The sequence below is a fragment of the Verrucomicrobiia bacterium genome (genome assembly GCA_035629175.1).
Lineage (GTDB): Bacteria > Verrucomicrobiota > Verrucomicrobiia > Limisphaerales > DASXHY01 > DASXHY01.
The window spans coordinates 1-18,334 of sequence record DASPIL010000046.1; the positions used below are offsets into that span (position 1 = coordinate 1).

Annotated in this window: 19 protein-coding genes; 18 read left to right on the top strand and 1 reads right to left on the bottom strand. The window is 60.3% G+C overall.

Annotation, left to right across the window (positions count from 1 at the left end; genetic code table 11):
- Nucleotides 1-247 precede the first annotated feature (247 nt).
- The 11 genes from metG to VEH04_07595 all read left to right on the top strand — a co-directional run bounded on the left by metG (nucleotide 248) and on the right by VEH04_07595 (nucleotide 9,551).
- Entirely contained in the window at nucleotides 248-1,807 is a 1,560-nt protein-coding gene (gene metG, locus VEH04_07545; GenBank protein ID HYG22617.1) for a methionine--tRNA ligase, read from the top strand.
- 94 nt (nucleotides 1,808-1,901) lie between these two features.
- Nucleotides 1,902-2,351, top strand: a complete 450-nt coding sequence (locus VEH04_07550; protein HYG22618.1) for a response regulator — start codon at nucleotides 1,902-1,904, stop codon at nucleotides 2,349-2,351.
- Nucleotides 2,352-2,498: 147 nt separating this feature from the next.
- A complete protein-coding gene (locus tag VEH04_07555; GenBank protein ID HYG22619.1) occupies nucleotides 2,499-3,155 on the top strand; it encodes a porin family protein in 657 nt (218 codons plus the stop codon).
- 98 nt (nucleotides 3,156-3,253) lie between these two features.
- Complete coding sequence (locus VEH04_07560; GenBank protein HYG22620.1) at nucleotides 3,254-4,042, top strand: thiazole synthase; 789 nt, start codon at nucleotides 3,254-3,256, stop codon at nucleotides 4,040-4,042.
- A gap of 6 nt (nucleotides 4,043-4,048) precedes the next feature.
- The gene (rfaE1, locus tag VEH04_07565; protein HYG22621.1) at nucleotides 4,049-5,065 is read left to right on the top strand and encodes a D-glycero-beta-D-manno-heptose-7-phosphate kinase; all 1,017 of its coding nucleotides are present in this window, start codon (nucleotides 4,049-4,051) and stop codon (nucleotides 5,063-5,065) included.
- On the top strand, nucleotides 5,062-5,847 hold the full coding sequence (gene panB / locus VEH04_07570) for a 3-methyl-2-oxobutanoate hydroxymethyltransferase (protein HYG22622.1): 786 nt from the start codon (nucleotides 5,062-5,064) through the stop codon (nucleotides 5,845-5,847). The genes rfaE1 and panB overlap by 4 nt, the downstream gene beginning before the upstream one ends.
- The gene (gene moaC / locus VEH04_07575) at nucleotides 5,844-6,302 is read left to right on the top strand and encodes a cyclic pyranopterin monophosphate synthase MoaC (protein HYG22623.1); all 459 of its coding nucleotides are present in this window, start codon (nucleotides 5,844-5,846) and stop codon (nucleotides 6,300-6,302) included. Before panB ends, moaC begins: the two co-directional genes overlap by 4 nt.
- Nucleotides 6,299-6,781, top strand: coding sequence for a MogA/MoaB family molybdenum cofactor biosynthesis protein (locus VEH04_07580; GenBank protein HYG22624.1), 483 nt, complete (start codon nucleotides 6,299-6,301; stop codon nucleotides 6,779-6,781). The genes moaC and VEH04_07580 overlap by 4 nt, the downstream gene beginning before the upstream one ends.
- A gap of 9 nt (nucleotides 6,782-6,790) precedes the next feature.
- Nucleotides 6,791-7,984, top strand: a complete 1,194-nt coding sequence (locus VEH04_07585; GenBank protein HYG22625.1) for a PilT/PilU family type 4a pilus ATPase — start codon at nucleotides 6,791-6,793, stop codon at nucleotides 7,982-7,984.
- Entirely contained in the window at nucleotides 7,981-8,418 is a 438-nt protein-coding gene (locus VEH04_07590; GenBank protein HYG22626.1) for a hypothetical protein, read from the top strand. Before VEH04_07585 ends, VEH04_07590 begins: the two co-directional genes overlap by 4 nt.
- Nucleotides 8,415-9,551, top strand: a complete 1,137-nt coding sequence (locus tag VEH04_07595; protein HYG22627.1) for a pyridoxal phosphate-dependent aminotransferase family protein — start codon at nucleotides 8,415-8,417, stop codon at nucleotides 9,549-9,551. The genes VEH04_07590 and VEH04_07595 overlap by 4 nt, the downstream gene beginning before the upstream one ends.
- Here VEH04_07595 and VEH04_07600 read toward each other — a convergent pair.
- Nucleotides 9,534-10,301 carry an AraC family transcriptional regulator gene (locus VEH04_07600; GenBank protein HYG22628.1) on the bottom strand — a complete coding sequence of 256 codons (768 nt, stop codon included), beginning with the start codon at nucleotides 10,299-10,301 and terminating at the stop codon, nucleotides 9,534-9,536. The genes VEH04_07595 and VEH04_07600 overlap by 18 nt on opposite strands.
- 89 nt (nucleotides 10,302-10,390) lie before the next feature.
- On the opposite strand from VEH04_07600, the gene VEH04_07605 reads away from it, so the two are divergent.
- The 7 genes from VEH04_07605 to VEH04_07635 all read left to right on the top strand — a co-directional run bounded on the left by VEH04_07605 (nucleotide 10,391) and on the right by VEH04_07635 (nucleotide 17,913).
- Nucleotides 10,391-11,320: a proline racemase family protein gene (locus tag VEH04_07605; GenBank protein ID HYG22629.1), complete on the top strand. Its 930-nt coding sequence runs from the start codon at nucleotides 10,391-10,393 to the stop codon at nucleotides 11,318-11,320.
- A 29-nt stretch (nucleotides 11,321-11,349) separates the two neighbouring features.
- Nucleotides 11,350-12,477: an FAD-dependent oxidoreductase gene (locus tag VEH04_07610; protein HYG22630.1), complete on the top strand. Its 1,128-nt coding sequence runs from the start codon at nucleotides 11,350-11,352 to the stop codon at nucleotides 12,475-12,477.
- Entirely contained in the window at nucleotides 12,470-12,718 is a 249-nt protein-coding gene (locus tag VEH04_07615; GenBank protein ID HYG22631.1) for a (2Fe-2S)-binding protein, read from the top strand. The genes VEH04_07610 and VEH04_07615 overlap by 8 nt, the downstream gene beginning before the upstream one ends.
- Entirely contained in the window at nucleotides 12,718-13,968 is a 1,251-nt protein-coding gene (locus tag VEH04_07620; GenBank protein ID HYG22632.1) for an FAD/NAD(P)-binding oxidoreductase, read from the top strand. Before VEH04_07615 ends, VEH04_07620 begins: the two co-directional genes overlap by 1 nt.
- Nucleotides 13,965-14,864 (top strand): dihydrodipicolinate synthase family protein, encoded by a 900-nt coding sequence (locus VEH04_07625; protein HYG22633.1) that lies wholly within the window; start codon nucleotides 13,965-13,967, stop codon nucleotides 14,862-14,864. Before VEH04_07620 ends, VEH04_07625 begins: the two co-directional genes overlap by 4 nt.
- 57 nt (nucleotides 14,865-14,921) lie before the next feature.
- Nucleotides 14,922-16,505 (top strand): aldehyde dehydrogenase (NADP(+)), encoded by a 1,584-nt coding sequence (locus VEH04_07630; protein ID HYG22634.1) that lies wholly within the window; start codon nucleotides 14,922-14,924, stop codon nucleotides 16,503-16,505.
- 85 nt (nucleotides 16,506-16,590) lie between these two features.
- Nucleotides 16,591-17,913: an aminopeptidase P family protein gene (locus VEH04_07635; protein ID HYG22635.1), complete on the top strand. Its 1,323-nt coding sequence runs from the start codon at nucleotides 16,591-16,593 to the stop codon at nucleotides 17,911-17,913.
- The last annotated feature ends 421 nt before the right edge of the window (nucleotides 17,914-18,334 follow it).

Sequence of the window (18,334 nt, forward strand, 5' to 3'; positions counted from 1 at the left end):
TCGCCGCACGTGCTCCAGCGGCAAATCCTCCGCTTCAATCTTCTGCACAACGCCCATCTTGAACGCCTCGCTATACCGAATACCATGATTTTGCCCTGCTCGTTTTGCCATATGAGTGACAACCTATTTCAGGACCGGACCACGTCACCCTCTCCCCCAGCCCCTCCCGCTCCTGTGTCGCGGGCGAGGGGAGGCTTTCCGTTTTTCTCAGTGCGCTTTGCGATCCCGTTCGCCAAACTGCCGCGGCATGACCAAACGATTCTATATCACCACGGCCATTGATTACGTCAATGGCCAGCCGCATCTCGGCCACGCATACGAGAAGGTGATTGCCGATGTGATCGCCCGCGCGCAGCGCAGCCTCGGCGCCGAAGTGTTCTTCCTCACGGGCCTCGATGAACACGGCCAAAAGGTCGAGCAGGCTGCCCTCGCCCAGCAGAAAACGCCGCAAGCCTACTGCGATGAACTTGCCGCCATTTGGAAGACGTTTGCAGGCCGGCTGAACCTCTCGAATAACGACTTCATCCGCACAACGGATCAACGCCATCAGAAAGTCGTCCAGGCATGCCTCGACAAGGTCAACGCGGCAGGACACATCTACAAAACCACTTACAAAGGCTTCTACTCCACCCGGGAGGAAACATTCCTGACGGAAAAGGATCGCCGGCCCGATGGCACCTTCGATCCCGCCTACGGCAATGTCGTGGAATTGCAGGAGGACAATTATTTCTTCCGGCTCAAAGACCAGCAGCAATGGCTGATCGACTACATCGAGCAAAATCCATCCTTCATCTTCCCGAGCTATCGCCGCAACGAGGTCCTGGGGTTTCTGAAAAACAACACGCTCGAGGACCTTTGCATCAGCCGCCCCGTGTCGCGGTTGAATTGGGGCATTCCGCTTCCGTTCGATTCCAACTATGTCACCTACGTCTGGTTTGATGCGCTGGTGAATTACATCAGCGTTCCTGCCGATCATGCCGATCCCGCCATTGCACAGGCGCTTGGCTCCGCAGCGCCACAGCCGGCCCATCCCGCGCAGGCACTCTGGCCCGCTGACATCCATGTGATTGGCAAGGACATCCTGAAATTTCACGCGGTATATTGGCCGATCATGCTGAAGGCCCTTGGGCTGCCATTGCCGCGGAAGCTCGTGGTTCACGGCTGGTGGCAGAAGGACGGCCAGCGCATGAGCAAGAGCACGGGGAACGTCGTGGATCCCGTGGCTGTCATTGACGAGTGGGGCGTTGACGCCTTCCGGTTTTACGCATTGCGCGAACTCGCTGTTGGACCCGACGGCAACTGGACTGATTCCGGATTCAAGGCGCGCTATTCCGCTGAACTCGCAAACGGTTTGGGAAATCTCGTGAATCGTTCGCTTTCGATGCTGAAGAGGTATCGCCAAGGCATGGTCCCTGCCCTTTCCAACGAACTGCAGGGCGATGCGGACAAGGCGGTTTCTGAAACGCGGCGTCAGTTGGAGGAACTTGAGCTCCAGGGCGCGCTGCAAACGATCTGGTCGCTGATCACGCGGGCGAATCAATACGTCGATCAAACCGCGCCGTTCAAGCTTGCAAAGGATCCTGCGCAGGCGGGACGGCTCGACGAGGTGCTGTATAACCTTGCGGAAACGTGCCGCATCCTGGCGCTGCTCCTCTGGCCGTTCATTCCAGACACGGCCACGAAAATTTTTCGTCAGCTGGGCCTCACCGAAGAGCCGCACCAGCTCGCTGCGGCCGCGTGGGGCGGACTTGCCGCGGGTCACGAAATCACTGATCCCGTGCCCTTGTTTCCCCGCAAGGACGTATGAGCGCGGGTTTGGATAGGGTCGATCCCTACCGTGACCCACGCCGAAATGGAAGCCACTGTGTGCGGCGGCGCGCCTGCCCCGCGCCTCTCCAACCATGAACGAAGAGTTTCCCATTCTTATCGCCGAGCAGAACGAGAATGACGTCCTGCTGATGCAGCGGGCGTTTCGCGTTGCTGGTTTCAAGAACCCATTTCACATCAGCCACAGCGGCACGGACGTTGTCGATTACCTCAAAGGCAATCCGCCGTACGCGGACCGCGAGAAGCACAAGTTTCCGCGCCTGCTGATGATGGCGTTGAAAATGCCGGAAATGGATGGGTTCGAGCTGCTCGCGTGGCTTCAGAAGCACAAGGAATGCAACGTAATCCCGCGCATTGTCTTCAGCGCATCGGACCGCGAGGAAGACGTGCTAACCGCGTACCAACTCGGGGCCAATTCTTACATCCTCAAGCCAATCGGCTTCGACGCCATGGTGAAGACGCTGCAGTTGGTGTTTGCCTATTGGGACATGTGCCGCAAACCGAAGCTGCCGCCGAAGTGCTGAACGAGTGCTCGCGCTTTGAAGCCTGCAGGTATTCCTGCTGTGCCAAATCTAGAAGCCGGTACTGCCGGTTTCCCCTCCCACGCCATTGACAATCGTCGTCCGCGCTCCTATTTCGATCCCGTCATCATAACAACAAATCTGATCACCATGAAAACAACTGCGCTCCGATTCGCAATTGCAGCCCTTTCCACAACAGCGGCGTTGAACGCTGCACACGCTCAGGAAACCCGTTTTTACATCCGAGGCGACGTTGGCGGCACGTGGAGCCCCGACGCGGAATTGAAGGAATTCTTTGGCTCAACCGGCGGAGGCCGCAGTGTGGAGTTCGATCCCGGCGCGCGCTTTGGAATCGCTGGCGGATATCAGCTGACAGACTGGTTCGCACCCGAAATTCAAACCGGATTCATGGCTGCCGGAATTCATTCGATCACGGACGCCGACCGCGTTGACGCGGTGTTCTCGCAGGCCCCGCTGCTGGGAAATCTTCGGTTTCAATGGCCGACGCAATGCCGATTCACTCCGTATGCGGGAGGAGGCGCGGGCGTTTCGTTTTCGACGCTCGCGGTCGACGACATCGTCCTCGACGGAACCCGCATTGATGGCAGCGAGGTGGACGCGGTGTTCGCATACCAGGCGTTTGGCGGGATTCGTTACCAGTTGAATGACCGCATGGGTTTGAGTCTTGAGTATCGGTATTTTGCAAGCTGCGCCCCTGAATGGGAGGCCGACAATCTGCCCGGCGAAATTCGATTCGGTGAAATCGAAACTCATTCAGTCAGCATCGCCTTCGACTTCAAATTCTGAGTCCGAACCGCCGTGGTCACCTTCGGCAACCTTGGATCGGGTCGCGGATTAAAATGGAAAATGGACAACAAACAATTGCGGACGATACAGTCCGGGCGATGTCGCTCTCGAACAAGCCGCTCACGATTGCGGGCAAGACCTTCCAGTCGCGCCTGATTCTGGGCACGGGAAAATTTTCGTCGCCTGAAGCCATGCGTGATGCATTGGCCGCCAGCGGTACTGAAATGGTAACCGTGGCCCTGCGCCGCGCTGACCTCAGCGGGAAGAAGGATCCCTTTGCCAACATCCTGGAATTTGTTGACCCTAAGAAGTACCTGCTCCTGCCGAACACCAGCGGCGCCATGAATGCCGAGGAGGCGGTGCGTCTCGCGCGGCTGGCCGCCGCCGCAGGCCTTCCTAAATGGGTGAAGCTCGAGATCCACCCCGACCCGCGCTACCTGCTGCCCGATCCAATCGAAACCTTGAAGGCGGCTGAGATTCTTGTGAGGGAAGGATTCACGGTGCTGCCGTACATCAACGCGGATCCCGTGCTGGCGAAGCGGCTTCAGGATGTGGGCACCGCGACCGTGATGCCGCTCGGTTCGCCCATCGGTTCGAATCGCGGCATTCAGACCCGCGACCAGATTCGAATCATTCTGGAGCAGGCGACGGTTCCAGTGGTGGTCGATGCAGGGATTGGCGCGCCGAGCCATGCCGCCGAGGCATTGGAGATGGGCGCGGACGCCGTGTTGGTGAATACCGCGATTGCGGTCGCTGCGGATCCCAACCGAATGGCGGTCGCGTTCCGAATGGCTGTTGAAGCAGGGCGCGCCGCCTACGAATCGGGCCTCGCCGCGACGCAGGAAACCGCCAGTGCCACCAGCCCCCTCACGGCATTCCTGGACTGATCGCGCATGCAACGTAATTCCCTTTCGCCTCGCCGCGTGCGCCAGATCCTGGAGCAGGCAAGCAGCACGCGCGTGCTCGTCATCGGCGACCTGATGCTCGATCACTTCATCTGGGGCAGCGTCGCCCGCATCTCGCCGGAAGCGCCCGTTCCCGTGGTTGAATTCGAGCGAGAGAGCTTCATGCCCGGCGGCGCCGCCAATGTCGCGCGCAACCTGACCGCGTTGAACGTGGCCGCAGAACTGTTCGGCAGAGTCGGCAACGACGAAGCGGCGGGGCATCTGAAGCGGCTTCTCGTTGAACAAAGGATCGGGTGCAGTGGAATCGTGAGTCGCCGCTCCCGTCCCACCAGCCTCAAAACGCGCATCGTTGCGCACAAGCAACAGGTCGTCCGCATCGATCGTGAAAGCCGTGATGGCCTGGAGGAGGGACAACGGAAACAGCTCCTGGCGCGGGTCCAGTCCGAGTTGCGTCGCGCGGACGCTGTCATTGTCGGCGATTACGGAAAGGGCGTAGTGAGCCAGGCGTTGTTGGACGAGGTGAAAAAGCTCTGCCGCAGCCATGGAGCCTGGTTGAGTCTCGATCCAAAACCCGTTCACCTGTTGAATTTGAACGGCCTTTCCCTGATCACGCCGAATCGGAAGGAAACGTTCGAACTCGCGAATCTTCCAGACGAAACGCGCGCGGCGGATCCGCTGGCCGACAAGAATTTGCTGCGGGCGGCCGATTGCCTGCTGCGCGAACTGCGGCCTGTCGTGCTGCTGATCACGCTCGGCGAACTCGGCATGCTCATGTGCCAGCGCGATCACCCGCCGGTGCATATTCCGACCGTCGCGCAGGAGGTCTTCGACGTGTCCGGCGCGGGCGATACCGTGATCGCGACGTTTACCCTGGCAATCGCCGCAGGAGCTTCGCCGCTCGAAGCCGCCATCCTCGCGAACCATGCGGCGGGAATTGTGGTTGGGAAAATTGGCACTGCGACGGCCGCCGTCGATGAACTCGTTGCCAGCTTTCGAAGAGCATGAACACCGCGAAGATGACATGGGAATCGATTCACGCAATGAAGCCGCGTGGACGGCGGATTGCCGCGCTCACGGCGTACGATTTTCCAATGACGCGATTGCTCGATGAAGCCGGGATCCCGCTTCTCCTTGTCGGTGATTCGCTTGGCATGGTGGTTCTCGGTTATCCCGACACGACGCATGTCACGATGGATGAAATGCTGCATCACACCCGCGCCGCCGCCCGCGCGAAACCTTCCGCGCTGCTCGGCTCCGACCTTCCCTATCGCAGCTACGACACGCCCGAACAGGCTGTCGCCAATGCCCGGGCACTGGTTGCTGCGGGCGCCGAATATGTGAAAGCCGAAGGGGGCCGCGAAATCCTGCCGCAGGTCCTCGCCATCCGTGCCGCAGGCATCCCGTTTGTTGGCCATATTGGAATGCTGCCACAGCATGTCGTCGAGGAGGGAGGCAAGTATCGGATCAAGGGGCGCGATGATGCGGGGCGCTTGAAACTGCTCGACGACGCGGCAGCGCTGGCTGAAGCGGGAGCGTTTGCGGTGGTGCTGGAACTTGTCACGCCGCCTGTCGCCTGGGAAGTGACGGAACGTTTCCCATTCGCAACGATCGGCATCGGGTCGGGGCCCGATTGCGATGGACAAATCCTCGTGACACACGATCTCATCGGCGCATTTCCATGGTTCACGCCAAAGTTCGTCACGCCCGCTGTGCGTACAGGGAACGATATTCGCGCCGCTGTTCAAAACTGGCGGACGAACCTGGAAGCTCCCCGAAACGTTGCATGAAAGCGAAACGACTGACACACATTGACCGAAGCGGGGATGCGATGATGGTCGACGTTTCCAGCAAACCTGTGATGACGCGCGAAGCCGTGGCGCGCGGGGAAATTCGATTGCAGAAGTCGACGATTGCGTTGATCGATTCTCAAGTCATGGCCAAGGGCAACGTGCTCGCGGCGGCAAGACTGGCTGGCATTCTCGCCGCCAAGAAAACCGGCGAACTCATCCCGCTCTGCCATCCTCTCCCCCTCACCCATTGCGAGGTGAATTTTGAGATTCCAAAAAGCAAGGATCGCATCGTGATCTCGGCATCCGCAAAGATTGCGGCGCAAACAGGAATTGAAATGGAAGCATTGACCGCAGTCAGCGTCGCCGCCCTGACGATTTACGACATGTGCAAGGCGGTGGACAAGCAGATGCGCATCTCGGACATCCATCTCGTTTCCAAAACCAAGAAATGAAACTCGCAACAGGCATCATCACCATTTCCGATCGCGCCTCCAAGGGTCTGTACGACGATCTTGGCGGGCCGGCGGTGAAACAAGCTGCGGAAGGCCATGGCTGGGATGTCCTGGCGGAAACGCTTGTTGCCGATGAAAAAAGCGAGATCCAGCGCGCGATTCGCAAACAGATTGCGCAAGGCTGCCAATTGATACTGACCACTGGCGGCACGGGTGTTGCCTTGCGGGACGTGACGCCCGAAGCGGTGCGTGAGATCGCCGTGCGTGAACTTCCAGGGTTCGGCGAAGTCATGCGGATGGAATCGTTGAAGATCACAAAGAACGCGATCCTGTCCCGCGCCCTTGCTGCCGTGGTCGACAAGGCGCTTGTCATCTGCCTGCCGGGAAAGCCGAGCGGGGCCGTCGAATGCCTGGGGTTTGTGGCGGGCGCGATTCCTCATTGCGTGGAAGTGCTGCAGGAAGTGCCGACCAGCTGCTGAAAGGTTCCGATGGATCTCGAGTCGCTCATCGCTTCGGCACAACAACAGGGCGCGAGCGATCTCCATCTCGAAGCGGGTTTTCCACCCGCGCTCCGCATTCGCGGGTCGCTTCGAACAGCCGGCGAGCCCATCCCCGGGGCAACCCTGCTCGCGTTCGCAAGGGCCTTGATCGGCGATGCCAACTGGCCTGGATTTCTGCAACGCCGTTCCGCTGATTTTTCACGGAGCATTTCGGGCGCGCGCTGCCGCATCCATGTGCTTCAATCCGCCCGCGGCATCGGCTTTGCGATCCGGCTTCTGTCCGCCGCGCAAGTCACGGTTGAGCAGCTGAACCTGCATCCCGACCTGAAAAAACTCACGACGCATCAACATGGCCTCATCCTCATCAGCGGACCGACAGGTTCTGGAAAATCGTCGACCCTCGCGGCGTTGATCCAGGAAATCAACCTGCGCGACACTCGGCACATCGTCACCATTGAAAGTCCCGTGGAATATCATTTCCGTCCGCGCAAAGCCTACATCCGGCAGCGGGAAGTTGGCCGTGACACGCCGAGCTTCGAACAGGGTTTGCTCGATGCGTTGCGGCAGGATCCTGATGTTGTGATGGTTGGTGAAATGCGGGATCCGGAAACCATGCGCCTGACATTGAGCGCCTCGGAAACGGGGCACCTGGTTCTTGCGACCGTGCATTCCTCCACGTGCGCGGAGGCGCTGCAGCGTGTGGCAGGAGCCTTTCCCGCCGAGATCCAGAACGCCGTGTGCGCTCAGCTCGCAGATTGTCTCGTCGCGGTGGTTTCGCAGCGGCTGCATTTCCGTTCCGACATCCACCTGCGCGTCCCCGAATGCGAGGTCCTGATCGCAACGCACGCTGTGAGGAATTTCATCCGCAATCGCGAGTTTTTCAAAATCATCTCCGCGATCGAAACAGGCGCAGACCACGGGATGTGGTCGTTCCAGCGTTACCGACAATGGCTGGACCAGCGCAAACAATGGCATCGCGGCGAAGTCTCTGAAGCGCCAGAAGCTGACATGCCGGACGTTGCACCGGTTTTAGAATCCGCCTCCGCACCTGCGTCGTTGCCCCCGCCTTCGCCGAAGGTTGTGGAACCTGGCGCCACCCGGATCGAACCGGCGCGAGGAGGCCGAATTGAAATTGAACCCGAAGAAGGCGGGTTGGAGCGAATCCTCAAAAAACTGGAATGATCATTCTGAAAACGTGGTCAGCAGTCATCCTTGCTGCCTTTCTCATTTGCGGCTCGTCAATCCTCTCGGGGTGCATGTCCAAATCGGCAGCGCAAGCCCATGCGCGCGCCGCCTACCTTGCGGGACAGCGGGATGCCATCGCGCAATTGAACCAGCAACAGCCTTCCGACACCACACAATCCGTGGTGCCGAATCTTCCCTCGAATGTCACATTCATAGGCCCCGTGGAGCATCCGGTGGTCGCGTGGCGCACAGGCCTGACGCTCGCGCAGGCAATCCTCGGCGCGGTCTACCAGTCGGATCTTGATCCCGTCATGATCCTGATTCGGCGCAGCAATGAAGAGATTCGAATTGAACCCTCACGCCTTCTCAACGGCACCGATATCCCGCTGCGTCCCGGCGACATTGTTTTCATTCAGATGCCCGCCGAATGATCATGCCAGCCGAACTGCAGCAGGCCGATCGCACCTCCGTGCGGTTCCGCGAACGCAAGCTGATCTCTTTTTCCGGCTGCGATTACTTCCGTCTCGCAAGCCATCCCTCTGTCTTGACTGCGGCGGGCAACGCGATCGGCGAGATCGGGCTGAACGTCGCCGCCTCGCGGCGCACCACGGGGGACCATCGGGTCTACCGTCAACTGGAGTCGGAGCTTGCGGACTTCTTTCACGCGCCCAACGCGCGGCTCGTCGCCACTGGATACGCCGCGCCACAGGTCGTGGCACAGGCCTGGGCTGGAAGATTCTCCCACGTGTTGATCGATGAACGGGCACACGTTGCCCTGCAGGATGCATCGCGGTTCTTCGATTGTCCCATCCTGCGCTTTCGGCATCGCGATCCCGATGCCCTTGCGCAAGCATTGAAACGGATCGGTCCGACAATGCGCCCCGTGGTGTTGACCGACGGACTCTTCGCCTTTGACGGAACGATCGCGCCGCTGCGCCGCTACAGGAGTTTGCTTCCTCGCGATTCGTGGATCGTTGTGGATGACGCTCACGGTGCAGGCGTGCTGGGCGCCACTGGAAAAGGGTCACTCGAGGCGGAGAGAGTTCCACGCACAGCCATTGTTCAATGTGTGACGTTGAGCAAGGCGTTCGGCGTTTACGGCGGGGCAGTGATCGGCTCCAAGGAACTCTGCAGCCAGATATTGCAGGCAAGCGCGCTCTTTGCGGGATCGACCCCGATGCCATTGCCGCTCGCCCAGGCAGCCAGGGTTGCAATTCGACTCCTTCGTGCGCCGGCATTGCGGCGGCGGCTGCAACAAAACGTCGCCTCGGTAAAACAGCCTTTGCGCCAGGCTGGCTTCGACATTCCGGATACGCCTGCGCCAATCATCCCAGTCGTCGTCTCTAAGCGTAACCAGGCGGCATCCTTGAAACGCGGGTTGCTTGCCGCGGGAATCTATCCACCTTTTCTGAAATATCCGGGCGCTCCGCCCGAGGGGTATTTTCGTTTCGTGCTGTCGAGCGAACATTCGCAGGCGCAACTGCAAACATTGGTTCAAACCCTAACGCGCTGGAATGCGAATCGCCGGCGAAGCAACAAACCCGGCTCAAGCTTGCGTGCATAAAGCATTGCGTTCTCCGCGCCTGTATTGGGTCGGCGACAAACCGACGGTTTGCCGGAATTGCCGCGTGAAGGCGCTTTGATCCGAATAACCGCAGTCGAGCGCGATTTCGGCAATGGTCCGGTCACTCGCGCGCAGCAGCCGCACCGCCTGTTCCATCCGTGTCTTCTGCAGCAGCTGGCCTGCGGTGAGTTGAAAAATGCGACGCACCCGCTGTTCGAATTGGTATTCCGACAGCCCCGCGTGCGCGGCCAGTTCACGCACCCGCAGGGGTTCGTGGTAGCGCGATTGAATGCGCTGCACCGCGCGCGCGACTTGCGCATAGTCGCCGCCCTTCTCCTGCCCCGCCGGCAAGTCTCTGGAGATGCCAACGAGCCCGATCACTTCACCCGCCCGGTTGCGCAGCGGCAGCTTGTTGGTCACGCACCACCCGCGCCCGCCGGAGTGATAAAAGTGCAGCTCCAGCTGATCTCGAATCGCTTCGCCGCTGCGCAGCACGCGTTCGTCCTGGGCGCGATACGTCTGGCCGAGGGCCGACGGAAAAACTTCGTCCGCACGGCGGCCGAGCACCTCCTCCTTGCGTTGCAGGCCGCAGCGTTCCACCAGCGCCTGGTTCACGACGACATACTCGTAACGGCTGTTCTTCACAAAGAACACGAGGTCTGCAAGGCAATCGAACAGCGCCTCCCCGACCAGCGGCTCCGCAAGCTGGGAGAGCAGTTCATGCCGCAATTTGGACGGGTCCTTCGCCATGTTGTGCCGAAATCCTAGTGACTGCTCGCCTAATCAACAAGACGCCGCTTCGAACTGGAATATGATCCCGCATCACCATGCATCCTAACGTGCAGAAACTGCAGGTCATTGATTCGCATACTGCCGGCGAACCAACACGCATCGTCGTCAGCGGCGGTCCCAATCTGGGACGCGGATCCATGGCGCAACGCCGCGATCGGTTTCAATCCGCCTTTGACCAATTCCGATCCGCGGTCGTCAACGAGCCGCGCGGATCCGATGTCGTGGTCGGCGGAATCCTGGTTGAACCCGAAGATTCCTCGTGCGTGACGGGAATCATCTTCTTCAACAACGTCGGCTATCTCGGAATGTGCGGCCATGGCACGATCGGATTGGTCGTCACTCTCGCCCACCTCGGCCGCATTCAAACTGGCGAACATCGCATCGAGACGCCCGTTGGAATTGTGTCGGCAACCCTGCATCCCAATGGCGAGGTTTCTGTCGCAAATGTTCCCAGCTGGCGGGCGCACAAGGGCGTGGTTGTCGAAGTCCCCGGAATCGGACCTGTGCAGGGCGATGTCGCTTGGGGCGGCAACTGGTTCTTCCTCATCCAGAATCATGGACAGGTTTTGCAGCTTGATCGTGTTGATGCCATGACGGACTACTGCTGGCGCGTGCGGCAGGCAGTCAACACACAGGGTTTTCCCGAAGTGGACCATGTCGAATTGTTCGGCCCGCCGCAGCGAGCGCTTGCGCAATCGCGGAACTTCGTGCAGTGCCCCGGCAAAGCCTACGATCGTTCGCCCTGTGGAACGGGAACGAGTGCCAAGCTCGCATGCCTTGCCGCGGACGGAAAGCTGGGCGAGAACGAACCGTGGATTCAGGAAAGCATCATTGGCAGCACCTTCACGGGGCGTTACACCTGGCTCGATCGCGATGCCGGGAAAGTGGCGCCCGTCATTACTGGCACCGCACACGTGAACGCGGAAATCACCCAAATCCTCGACGAGCGCGACCCGTTCTGCTGGGGCATCCGATAACTCCAATTCCCCCGCGCGTTGGAGCATTCATGAGCTGGGATGTGATCATCGTAGGCGCTGGCATCGTGGGAGCCGCGTGCGCATCGGAATGCGCCAGGAACGGCCTCAAGGTGCTGGTGCTCGACCGCGGCCCTGTTGGCGGCGGAACCACTGCCGCGGGGATGGGGCACATCGTCGTCATGGACGATTCCGAACCGCAATTCGCGCTCACGCACTATTCCCGCCAGCTCTGGCTGGCGCTGCGTCCCACGCTCCCCGCCACTGTTGAATACGAGGCGTGCGGAACGTTGTGGGTTGCAGCCGACGACGAGGAAATGGCGGAGGTTCGCCGGAAGGAACGTTTCTACACTGAGCGAGCCGTGCAGGTGGAGGTTCTCGACAGCGCCTCCATTCAAGCGGCCGAACCCAATTTGCGCGCCGGCCTTGCTGGGGGATTGCGCGTGGTGAACGACGGAGTGATTTATCCGCCCGTGGCCGCAGGCCACCTGCTAGACCTCGCAAAACGTGACGGTGCAGAGGTCAGGCTCGGCACAACCGTGCATGCGCTTCTGCAGAACGGCGGGGTCAAGTTGTCCGACGGGTCCGAGCTCTCGGCCGATCGCAGCGTGAGTGCCACGGGCCCATGGTCCCCTGCCCTCACGCCAGGATTACCCGTTCGCAAACGCAAGGGCCACCTGCTGATCACGGATCGTTACCCGGGCTTTGTGCATCACCAAATCGTGGAACTCGGATATCTGAAGAGCGCACATTCCATGGGCAAGGATTCCGTTGCATTCAACATTCAACCGCGGCAAACGGGCCAGATGCTGATCGGATCTTCACGACAGTTCGACGATGACAGCGCCTCCGTGAACAGCGGAATCCTCAATCGCATGCTGAGCCGCGCCATTGAATATCTGCCAGCACTCCGGAAATTGTCATCGATACGCGTTTGGACCGGGCATCGCGCCGCCACTCCTGACAAGCTCCCAATCATCGGGCCCAGCATTGTGAGCGATCGCATCTGGCTCGCGACGGGACATGAAGGCCTGGGGATCACGACGTCGCTCGGAACAGGCCGGCTGCTTGCGGATCAGTTGCTTGGCAGAAAGACTGCAATCCCCGCGGAACCCTATCTGCCGTCGCGCTTTTCCAACGCTGGAGGTGCGAATGAATGAACGCGTCAACCTGCGGATCAATGGCGTTTCGATCAATGTGCCGAAGGAAACTGTGCTCGCTGCAGCCATTGCGATTGCGCGGGTGCCGCATTTCCGCAAGTCGATTTCCGGCCAGCCTCGCGCGCCCTTGTGCGGCATGGGCATTTGCATGGAATGCCGTGTCACGATCAACGGCCAGCCGCATTGCCGAAGCTGCCAGGTGACTTGCGCGGAAGGCATGGATGTGAGGACCGGCCTGTGATGCGCGAGTTCGACATCGTTGTGATTGGCGCCGGGCCCGCGGGGTTGGCAGCAGCCTCCGTGGCGGCAGAGTCGGGCAGCGCGGTTGCGCTTGTCGACGACACGCCATGGCTCGGCGGCCAGATTTGGCGCGGTGAACATACCCGGAAATCTGTGCCTCTGGCGCGGCGCTGGGTTGAACGATTTCGCCAGAGCGGCGCCACTCTGCTCGATCAGGCGAGCGTTGTCGCCGCACCTGGTCCAGGCGTGCTGCAGGCAGAGCGTCCCCAGGGCACCGTTGCCGTACGCTGGAAGAAACTCATCCTTGCAACGGGCGCGCGTGAATTGTTCCTTCCGTTTCCCGGCTGGACCCTGCCTGGTGTCTTCGGTCCCGGTGGACTGCAGGCGCTCGTCAAGAACGGCTGGCCGATTGCGGAAAAACGGGTCGTGATCGCCGGCAGCGGGCCATTGTTGCTTGCCGTTGCGGATGGTTTGAAGAAGGCGGGCGCGCGCATTCCGATCGTTGCCGAACAGGCGCCGATGTCCAACGTGCTCGGCTTCGCCAGCGAACTGGTCAAGCATCCGTCCAAACTGCTTCAGGGCGCGGGAATTCGTTCGCGCACAATAGACGTCCCCTACCGTTTCAACACCTGGGTGACAAAAGCCGAAGGCACCGCGGCTGTTGAAAGCGTCACCCTCACGGATGGACGACGCACCTGGACAGAGGCATGCGATGCGCTGGCGTGTGCCTTTGGGCTGGTGCCGAACCTTGAGCTGCCGGTTCTCGTTGGATGTGAACTCGAAGGCGGCTTCGTGCGGGTCAATGAATTCCAGCAAACCAGCATTCCCTCGATCTATTGCGCTGGCGAAATCACGGGGATCGCGGGCGCTGATGCTGCCTTGATTTCCGGCCAGATTGCAGGGCACGCCGCGGCAGGCCGCGAGTCGCAAGCGGCAAGGCTTGCGCGGGAGCAACCACGTTGGCGCGCGTTCCAGCGGGCGCTGGAAAAGGCATTTGCGCTGCGCGCCGAGGTCACGCAGCTCGCCGCGGATGACACTCTCCTGTGCCGCTGCGAAGACGTCGCAATCGGCCGTGCGCGGCAGTTCAAGAGCTGGCGCGACGCCAAATTGCAGACGCGTTGCGGCATGGGCGCCTGCCAGGGACGCATCTGTGGCACAGCAGCGAAATACGTGCTCGGATGGCAGGCGGATTCCGTTCGCCCGCCAGTGCTTCCCGCGCGCGTCGAATCTTTAATCGAAAACCAAATATGAAAATGAAATGGCAAGGTGTTATCCCGGCAATGACCACGGCGTTCCAGCCGGACTACAGTGTGGATCACGCATTCATAGCGCGACACGCAAGCTGGCTTGTCGAGAATGGCTGCACGGGAATTGTCGCGCTCGGATCACTTGGCGAAAGCGCGACGCTCAGCTTTCAGGAAAAAGCCGACATCCTGAAGACTTGCGCGCGCGCTCTGAACGGCAAGGCGCCTGTTGTGGCAGGCATCGCATCATTGAGCACGCTGGAAGCCGTCGAGCTCGCCAAAGCCGCTGAACAGGCCGGATGCTCGGGTTTGATGGTATTGCCGCCCTACGTGTACACCAGTGACTGGCGCGAGATGAAGGCGCACCTGCAAGCGGTAATCCGTGCGACGAATCTTTCCTGCATGCTCTACAACAATCCCGTGTCTTACAAAACCGACTTTCTCCCGGAACAGATCCAGGAACTGAGCCAGGAACATGCAAATCTGGAGGCCGTGAAGGAATCGAGCGCGGATGTTCGTCGTGTCACAGCCGTGAAGGCTCTTTGCGGCGATCGCCTGAAAATCTTTGTCGGCGTCGACGACCTCATCGTGGAAGGCGTTCTCGCAGGCGCCGCCGGCTGGATCGCAGGACTCGTCAACGCCTTTCCACGTGAATCGGTGCGCCTGTATGAAATGGCCTTGAATGGAGAGGCTGGGCGCGCCGCGGAATTGTATCGATGGTTCCTGCCGTTGCTGCGCATGGATACAGTCCCGAAGTTCGTGCAGTTGATCAAACTGGTGCAGCAGGAAGTCGGGATGGGGAACGAACGCGTGCGGGGTCCGCGACTCATCATGGCAGGCGCAGAACGCGAGGCTGCGTTGAAAACCCTGAAAGTTGCATTGGACAACCGTCCCGTAATCTGAAGGCTGGTGTGCAACGCACCCGATTTGAATTCAGCCAAAGCAGCAGCAGACTGTGATATGAAACTGGAAGGACTCTCGATTCTGGGAAATGGCCGCGCGACAGCGACGGGAACAGCAACGCCTGCAGTCAACGCCGCCACGGGCGCCAGGCTTGACCCCGGTTATCACTGGGCCAGTCGCCACGACGTGGATCGCGCGGCCGAGCTTGCCGATTCTGCATTCGCGCAGTTCGCACAGTGGCCTGCCAAGGGGCGCGCAGCCCTCCTGCGGCGGATCGCGGAGTTGATCGAATCGAACGCGGCGGCGATCCAGGAACGCGCGCATCTGGAAACCGCCCTTCCGTTGGGCCGGCTCCAGGGCGAAACCGCCCGCACCTGCGGCCAGCTGCGGCTTTTCGCCACCCTGATCGAAGACGGCTGGTGGATGAACGTGCGGATCGATCACGCCGATCCCAATCGCAAACCCGTGCCGAAACCTGACTTGCGATCCATGTTCACTCCGCTCGGGCCCGTGGTGGTGTTCAGTTCGAGCAATTTCCCGCTGGCTTTTTCCGTGGCTGGCGGCGACACCGCTTCGGCTCTTGCCGCAGGTTGTCCCGTCATCGTGAAGCCGCACCACGGACACCTTGGCACGTCGGAAATGGTGGGACTGCTCGTGCAGCAGGCGGCGCGGGAAATCGGCGCTCCTGACGGAACGTTTTCCATGCTGTTCGGCCCAGGGCGCGAGGTCGGCGTTGCGCTTGTGAAACATCCGCTCATCAAGGCCGTCGGTTTCACTGGCTCGCGATCCGGCGGCCGCGCGCTCATGGATGCCGCCGCTGCGCGACCCGAGCCCATCCCGGTCTACGCTGAAATGGGAAGCATCAATCCCGTGTTCGTGCTGCCTGAACGGCTCAGCCAAAAAGCGGAGGAATTGGCGGCCGGGTTGCACGCTTCTGTCACCCTGGGTGTCGGCCAGTTCTGCACCAATCCCGGCCTCGTGTTTGTTCCGCGCGGTTCCGGATCCGATGTCCTGGCCCGGAAGTTATCGGAACTGATCCGCAGCACGCCGCCAGCCTCCATGCTGACCACCGATCTCTGCAAGGCATATCAAAAGGGCGTGGGCACCTTCTCGCAGGCAACCGGCGTGCGCGTGCTGGCGCAAGCTGCTGCAGGCACTGGCGAAAATCCACAGGCGGGCGCAGCGTTGTTTGCCACCGATGCTTCCAACTTCCTGAAGCATCCGTCGCTGATGGATGAAGTCTTTGGTCCATCGACACTTCTCGTTGAATGCGATTCGGCCGATCAAATGTTGAAGGGCGCGCAGATATTGGAAGGCCAGCTGACGGCCACCTTTCATGGGACCGAAGCGGATCTGGCCAATCACCGCCAGCTGATCCAGGCAGCCGTCGCCAAGGCGGGACGGATCGTCTGCAACGGATTTCCCACGGGCGTTGAGGTGTGCCATGCGATGACCCACGGCGGACCGTATCCCGCCTGTTCCGACCCGCGCACGACATCGGTGGGTTCGCGCGCGATCGAACGCTTCGTTCGCCCGGTTTCGTTCCAGGGCTTCCCCGATGCCGCGCTTCCCGATGAATTGAAGGAAGGAAATCCGTTGAACGTGTGGCGCCTCGTGGATGGCCAGTGGCAGCAAGGTTGATCGAACGGTTCCGCGTCGTTCGCGATCTTCCAAGATTTCAAGGTTGCGCTTTGAACTTCGAACTTTGAACTTTGGCGCGCAACTTATGCGTCACGAACCGATTTCTCCGCAACTGTTCATTGGCAACCGGGGTCGCCTGAAACCGCTCCTGCCGCCCATGGCACTCGCGATCGTCAATGCCAACGACGTCTGCCCGACCAATGCGGATGGAACGCTGGCGATGGTCCCCAACTCCGATCTCTTTTACCTCACAGGCGTGGAACAGGAGCAAACCATTCTCCTGCTCTTTCCGGATGCCGACGACGAAAAGCAGCGCGAAATTCTGTTCCTCCGCGAACCGAGTTCCGAGAATCAACTCTGGGAAGGGCACAAGCTGACAAAGGACGAAGCACGAGCCGTCACAGGGATTAAAACCATTCATTGGCTCAGTGAATTCCCACGCCAGTTGCATCGGCTCATGTGCGAGGCCCAGTCGGTTTTCCTCAACAGCAACGAGCACAAGCGCGCCGTGGTTGAAGTGCAAACCCGCGAAGCGCGGTTCATCGCCGACACGATGCGGCAATATCCATTGCACCGTTATGAACGCCTTGCGCCCCTGCTCCATCGCTTGCGCGCGGTGAAATCCGGGATCGAGATCGATCTCCTTCGCACGGCCTGTGACATCACGGGCAAGGCCTTTGCGCGCGTGGCGCGCTTCACCAAACCCGGCATTTCGGAATCCGACATCGAGGCTGAGTTCGCGCACGAGTTCATTCGGGGAAGGGCGCGTTTCTCCTATCTGCCAATCATTGCAAGCGGACGAAACGCCTGCTGCCTGCACTACATCGCCAATGACCAGGAGTGCCGCGATGGCGATATGCTCCTGCTTGACGTCGCCGCCTGTTATGCCAATTACAACGCAGATCTGACGCGCACGATCCCGGTGAATGGAAAATTTACGCGCCGCCAGCGCGCGGTTTACGATGCGGTCCTGCGTGTTCTGCGGCAGTCCATTGCAAACCTTCAACCCGGAAAGCACATCAAGGAGTGGCAAAAGGAAGGCGAGCAACTGCTCGAGAAGGAACTCGTTGATCTCGGACTGCTCACCCTGCGCGAAGTGAAACGACAAAATCCGGACTCGCCCGCGTTGAAAAAATATTTCATGCACGGCCTTGGCCACCCTCTCGGTCTCGACGTTCATGACGTTGGCATCACGACAGAGCCGATGCAGGAAGGCTGGGTAATGACCGTCGAGCCCGGCATCTACATCCCTGAGGAAAACCTTGCCGTGCGACTTGAGAACGACGTGGTCGTGACGCGGAACGGTCCCGTCGACTTGATGGCGGAGATTCCTGTTGAAGCGGACGAAATCGAAGCCCTGATGGCGCGGGGATCGCGCGCGTCGCGAACGGCCCGCAGGCGTCGGTAGCGACCTTGCGCTCGCGCCGCGCATCAGCCCGGACGAACCTTTTTGAGCCCATCGTGCAGTCCTCCCGCCGTCGCACTGATTGCCGAGAGGAGGCAACCACGAATCACTCGAACCACACGAAACGCAGCAAGCTCCTGAATTCAGCGTCTCGAGCAGTCAAAACGCTGTGTCTTTCGTGGTTATACCGACTGTCCGTGGTCAACCAAATAGCCTCACGCGAAGGCCGCGACGAAGAGAAGAGGAAGATCGTAGGGGAGGTTTCTCCCGACGAGTCGGGACTGTGTCGCCGACTTCCATGTCGGCAGGCGTCACAGGCGAGCCAGATTTGGACCCCAGTGAGCTCTGCCCTACCTGCATGGTGGGTTGAAGAATCCGTGTGTACCCGTTGTCCATCCGTGGTTAGATTTGAATCTTAAAGGCA

Coding starts and splice junctions, on each gene's coding strand:
- metG (HYG22617.1), top strand. CDS start 248: ATGACCAAACGATTCTATATCACCACGGCCATTGATTACGTCAATGGC.
- VEH04_07550 (HYG22618.1), top strand. CDS start 1,902: ATGAACGAAGAGTTTCCCATTCTTATCGCCGAGCAGAACGAGAATGAC.
- VEH04_07555 (HYG22619.1), top strand. CDS start 2,499: ATGAAAACAACTGCGCTCCGATTCGCAATTGCAGCCCTTTCCACAACA.
- VEH04_07560 (HYG22620.1), top strand. CDS start 3,254: ATGTCGCTCTCGAACAAGCCGCTCACGATTGCGGGCAAGACCTTCCAG.
- rfaE1 (HYG22621.1), top strand. CDS start 4,049: ATGCAACGTAATTCCCTTTCGCCTCGCCGCGTGCGCCAGATCCTGGAG.
- panB (HYG22622.1), top strand. CDS start 5,062: ATGAACACCGCGAAGATGACATGGGAATCGATTCACGCAATGAAGCCG.
- moaC (HYG22623.1), top strand. CDS start 5,844: ATGAAAGCGAAACGACTGACACACATTGACCGAAGCGGGGATGCGATG.
- VEH04_07580 (HYG22624.1), top strand. CDS start 6,299: ATGAAACTCGCAACAGGCATCATCACCATTTCCGATCGCGCCTCCAAG.
- VEH04_07585 (HYG22625.1), top strand. CDS start 6,791: ATGGATCTCGAGTCGCTCATCGCTTCGGCACAACAACAGGGCGCGAGC.
- VEH04_07590 (HYG22626.1), top strand. CDS start 7,981: ATGATCATTCTGAAAACGTGGTCAGCAGTCATCCTTGCTGCCTTTCTC.
- VEH04_07595 (HYG22627.1), top strand. CDS start 8,415: ATGATCATGCCAGCCGAACTGCAGCAGGCCGATCGCACCTCCGTGCGG.
- VEH04_07600 (HYG22628.1), bottom strand. CDS start 10,301: ATGGCGAAGGACCCGTCCAAATTGCGGCATGAACTGCTCTCCCAGCTT.
- VEH04_07610 (HYG22630.1), top strand. CDS start 11,350: ATGAGCTGGGATGTGATCATCGTAGGCGCTGGCATCGTGGGAGCCGCG.
- VEH04_07615 (HYG22631.1), top strand. CDS start 12,470: ATGAATGAACGCGTCAACCTGCGGATCAATGGCGTTTCGATCAATGTG.
- VEH04_07620 (HYG22632.1), top strand. CDS start 12,718: ATGCGCGAGTTCGACATCGTTGTGATTGGCGCCGGGCCCGCGGGGTTG.
- VEH04_07625 (HYG22633.1), top strand. CDS start 13,965: ATGAAAATGAAATGGCAAGGTGTTATCCCGGCAATGACCACGGCGTTC.
- VEH04_07630 (HYG22634.1), top strand. CDS start 14,922: ATGAAACTGGAAGGACTCTCGATTCTGGGAAATGGCCGCGCGACAGCG.
- VEH04_07635 (HYG22635.1), top strand. CDS start 16,591: ATGCGTCACGAACCGATTTCTCCGCAACTGTTCATTGGCAACCGGGGT.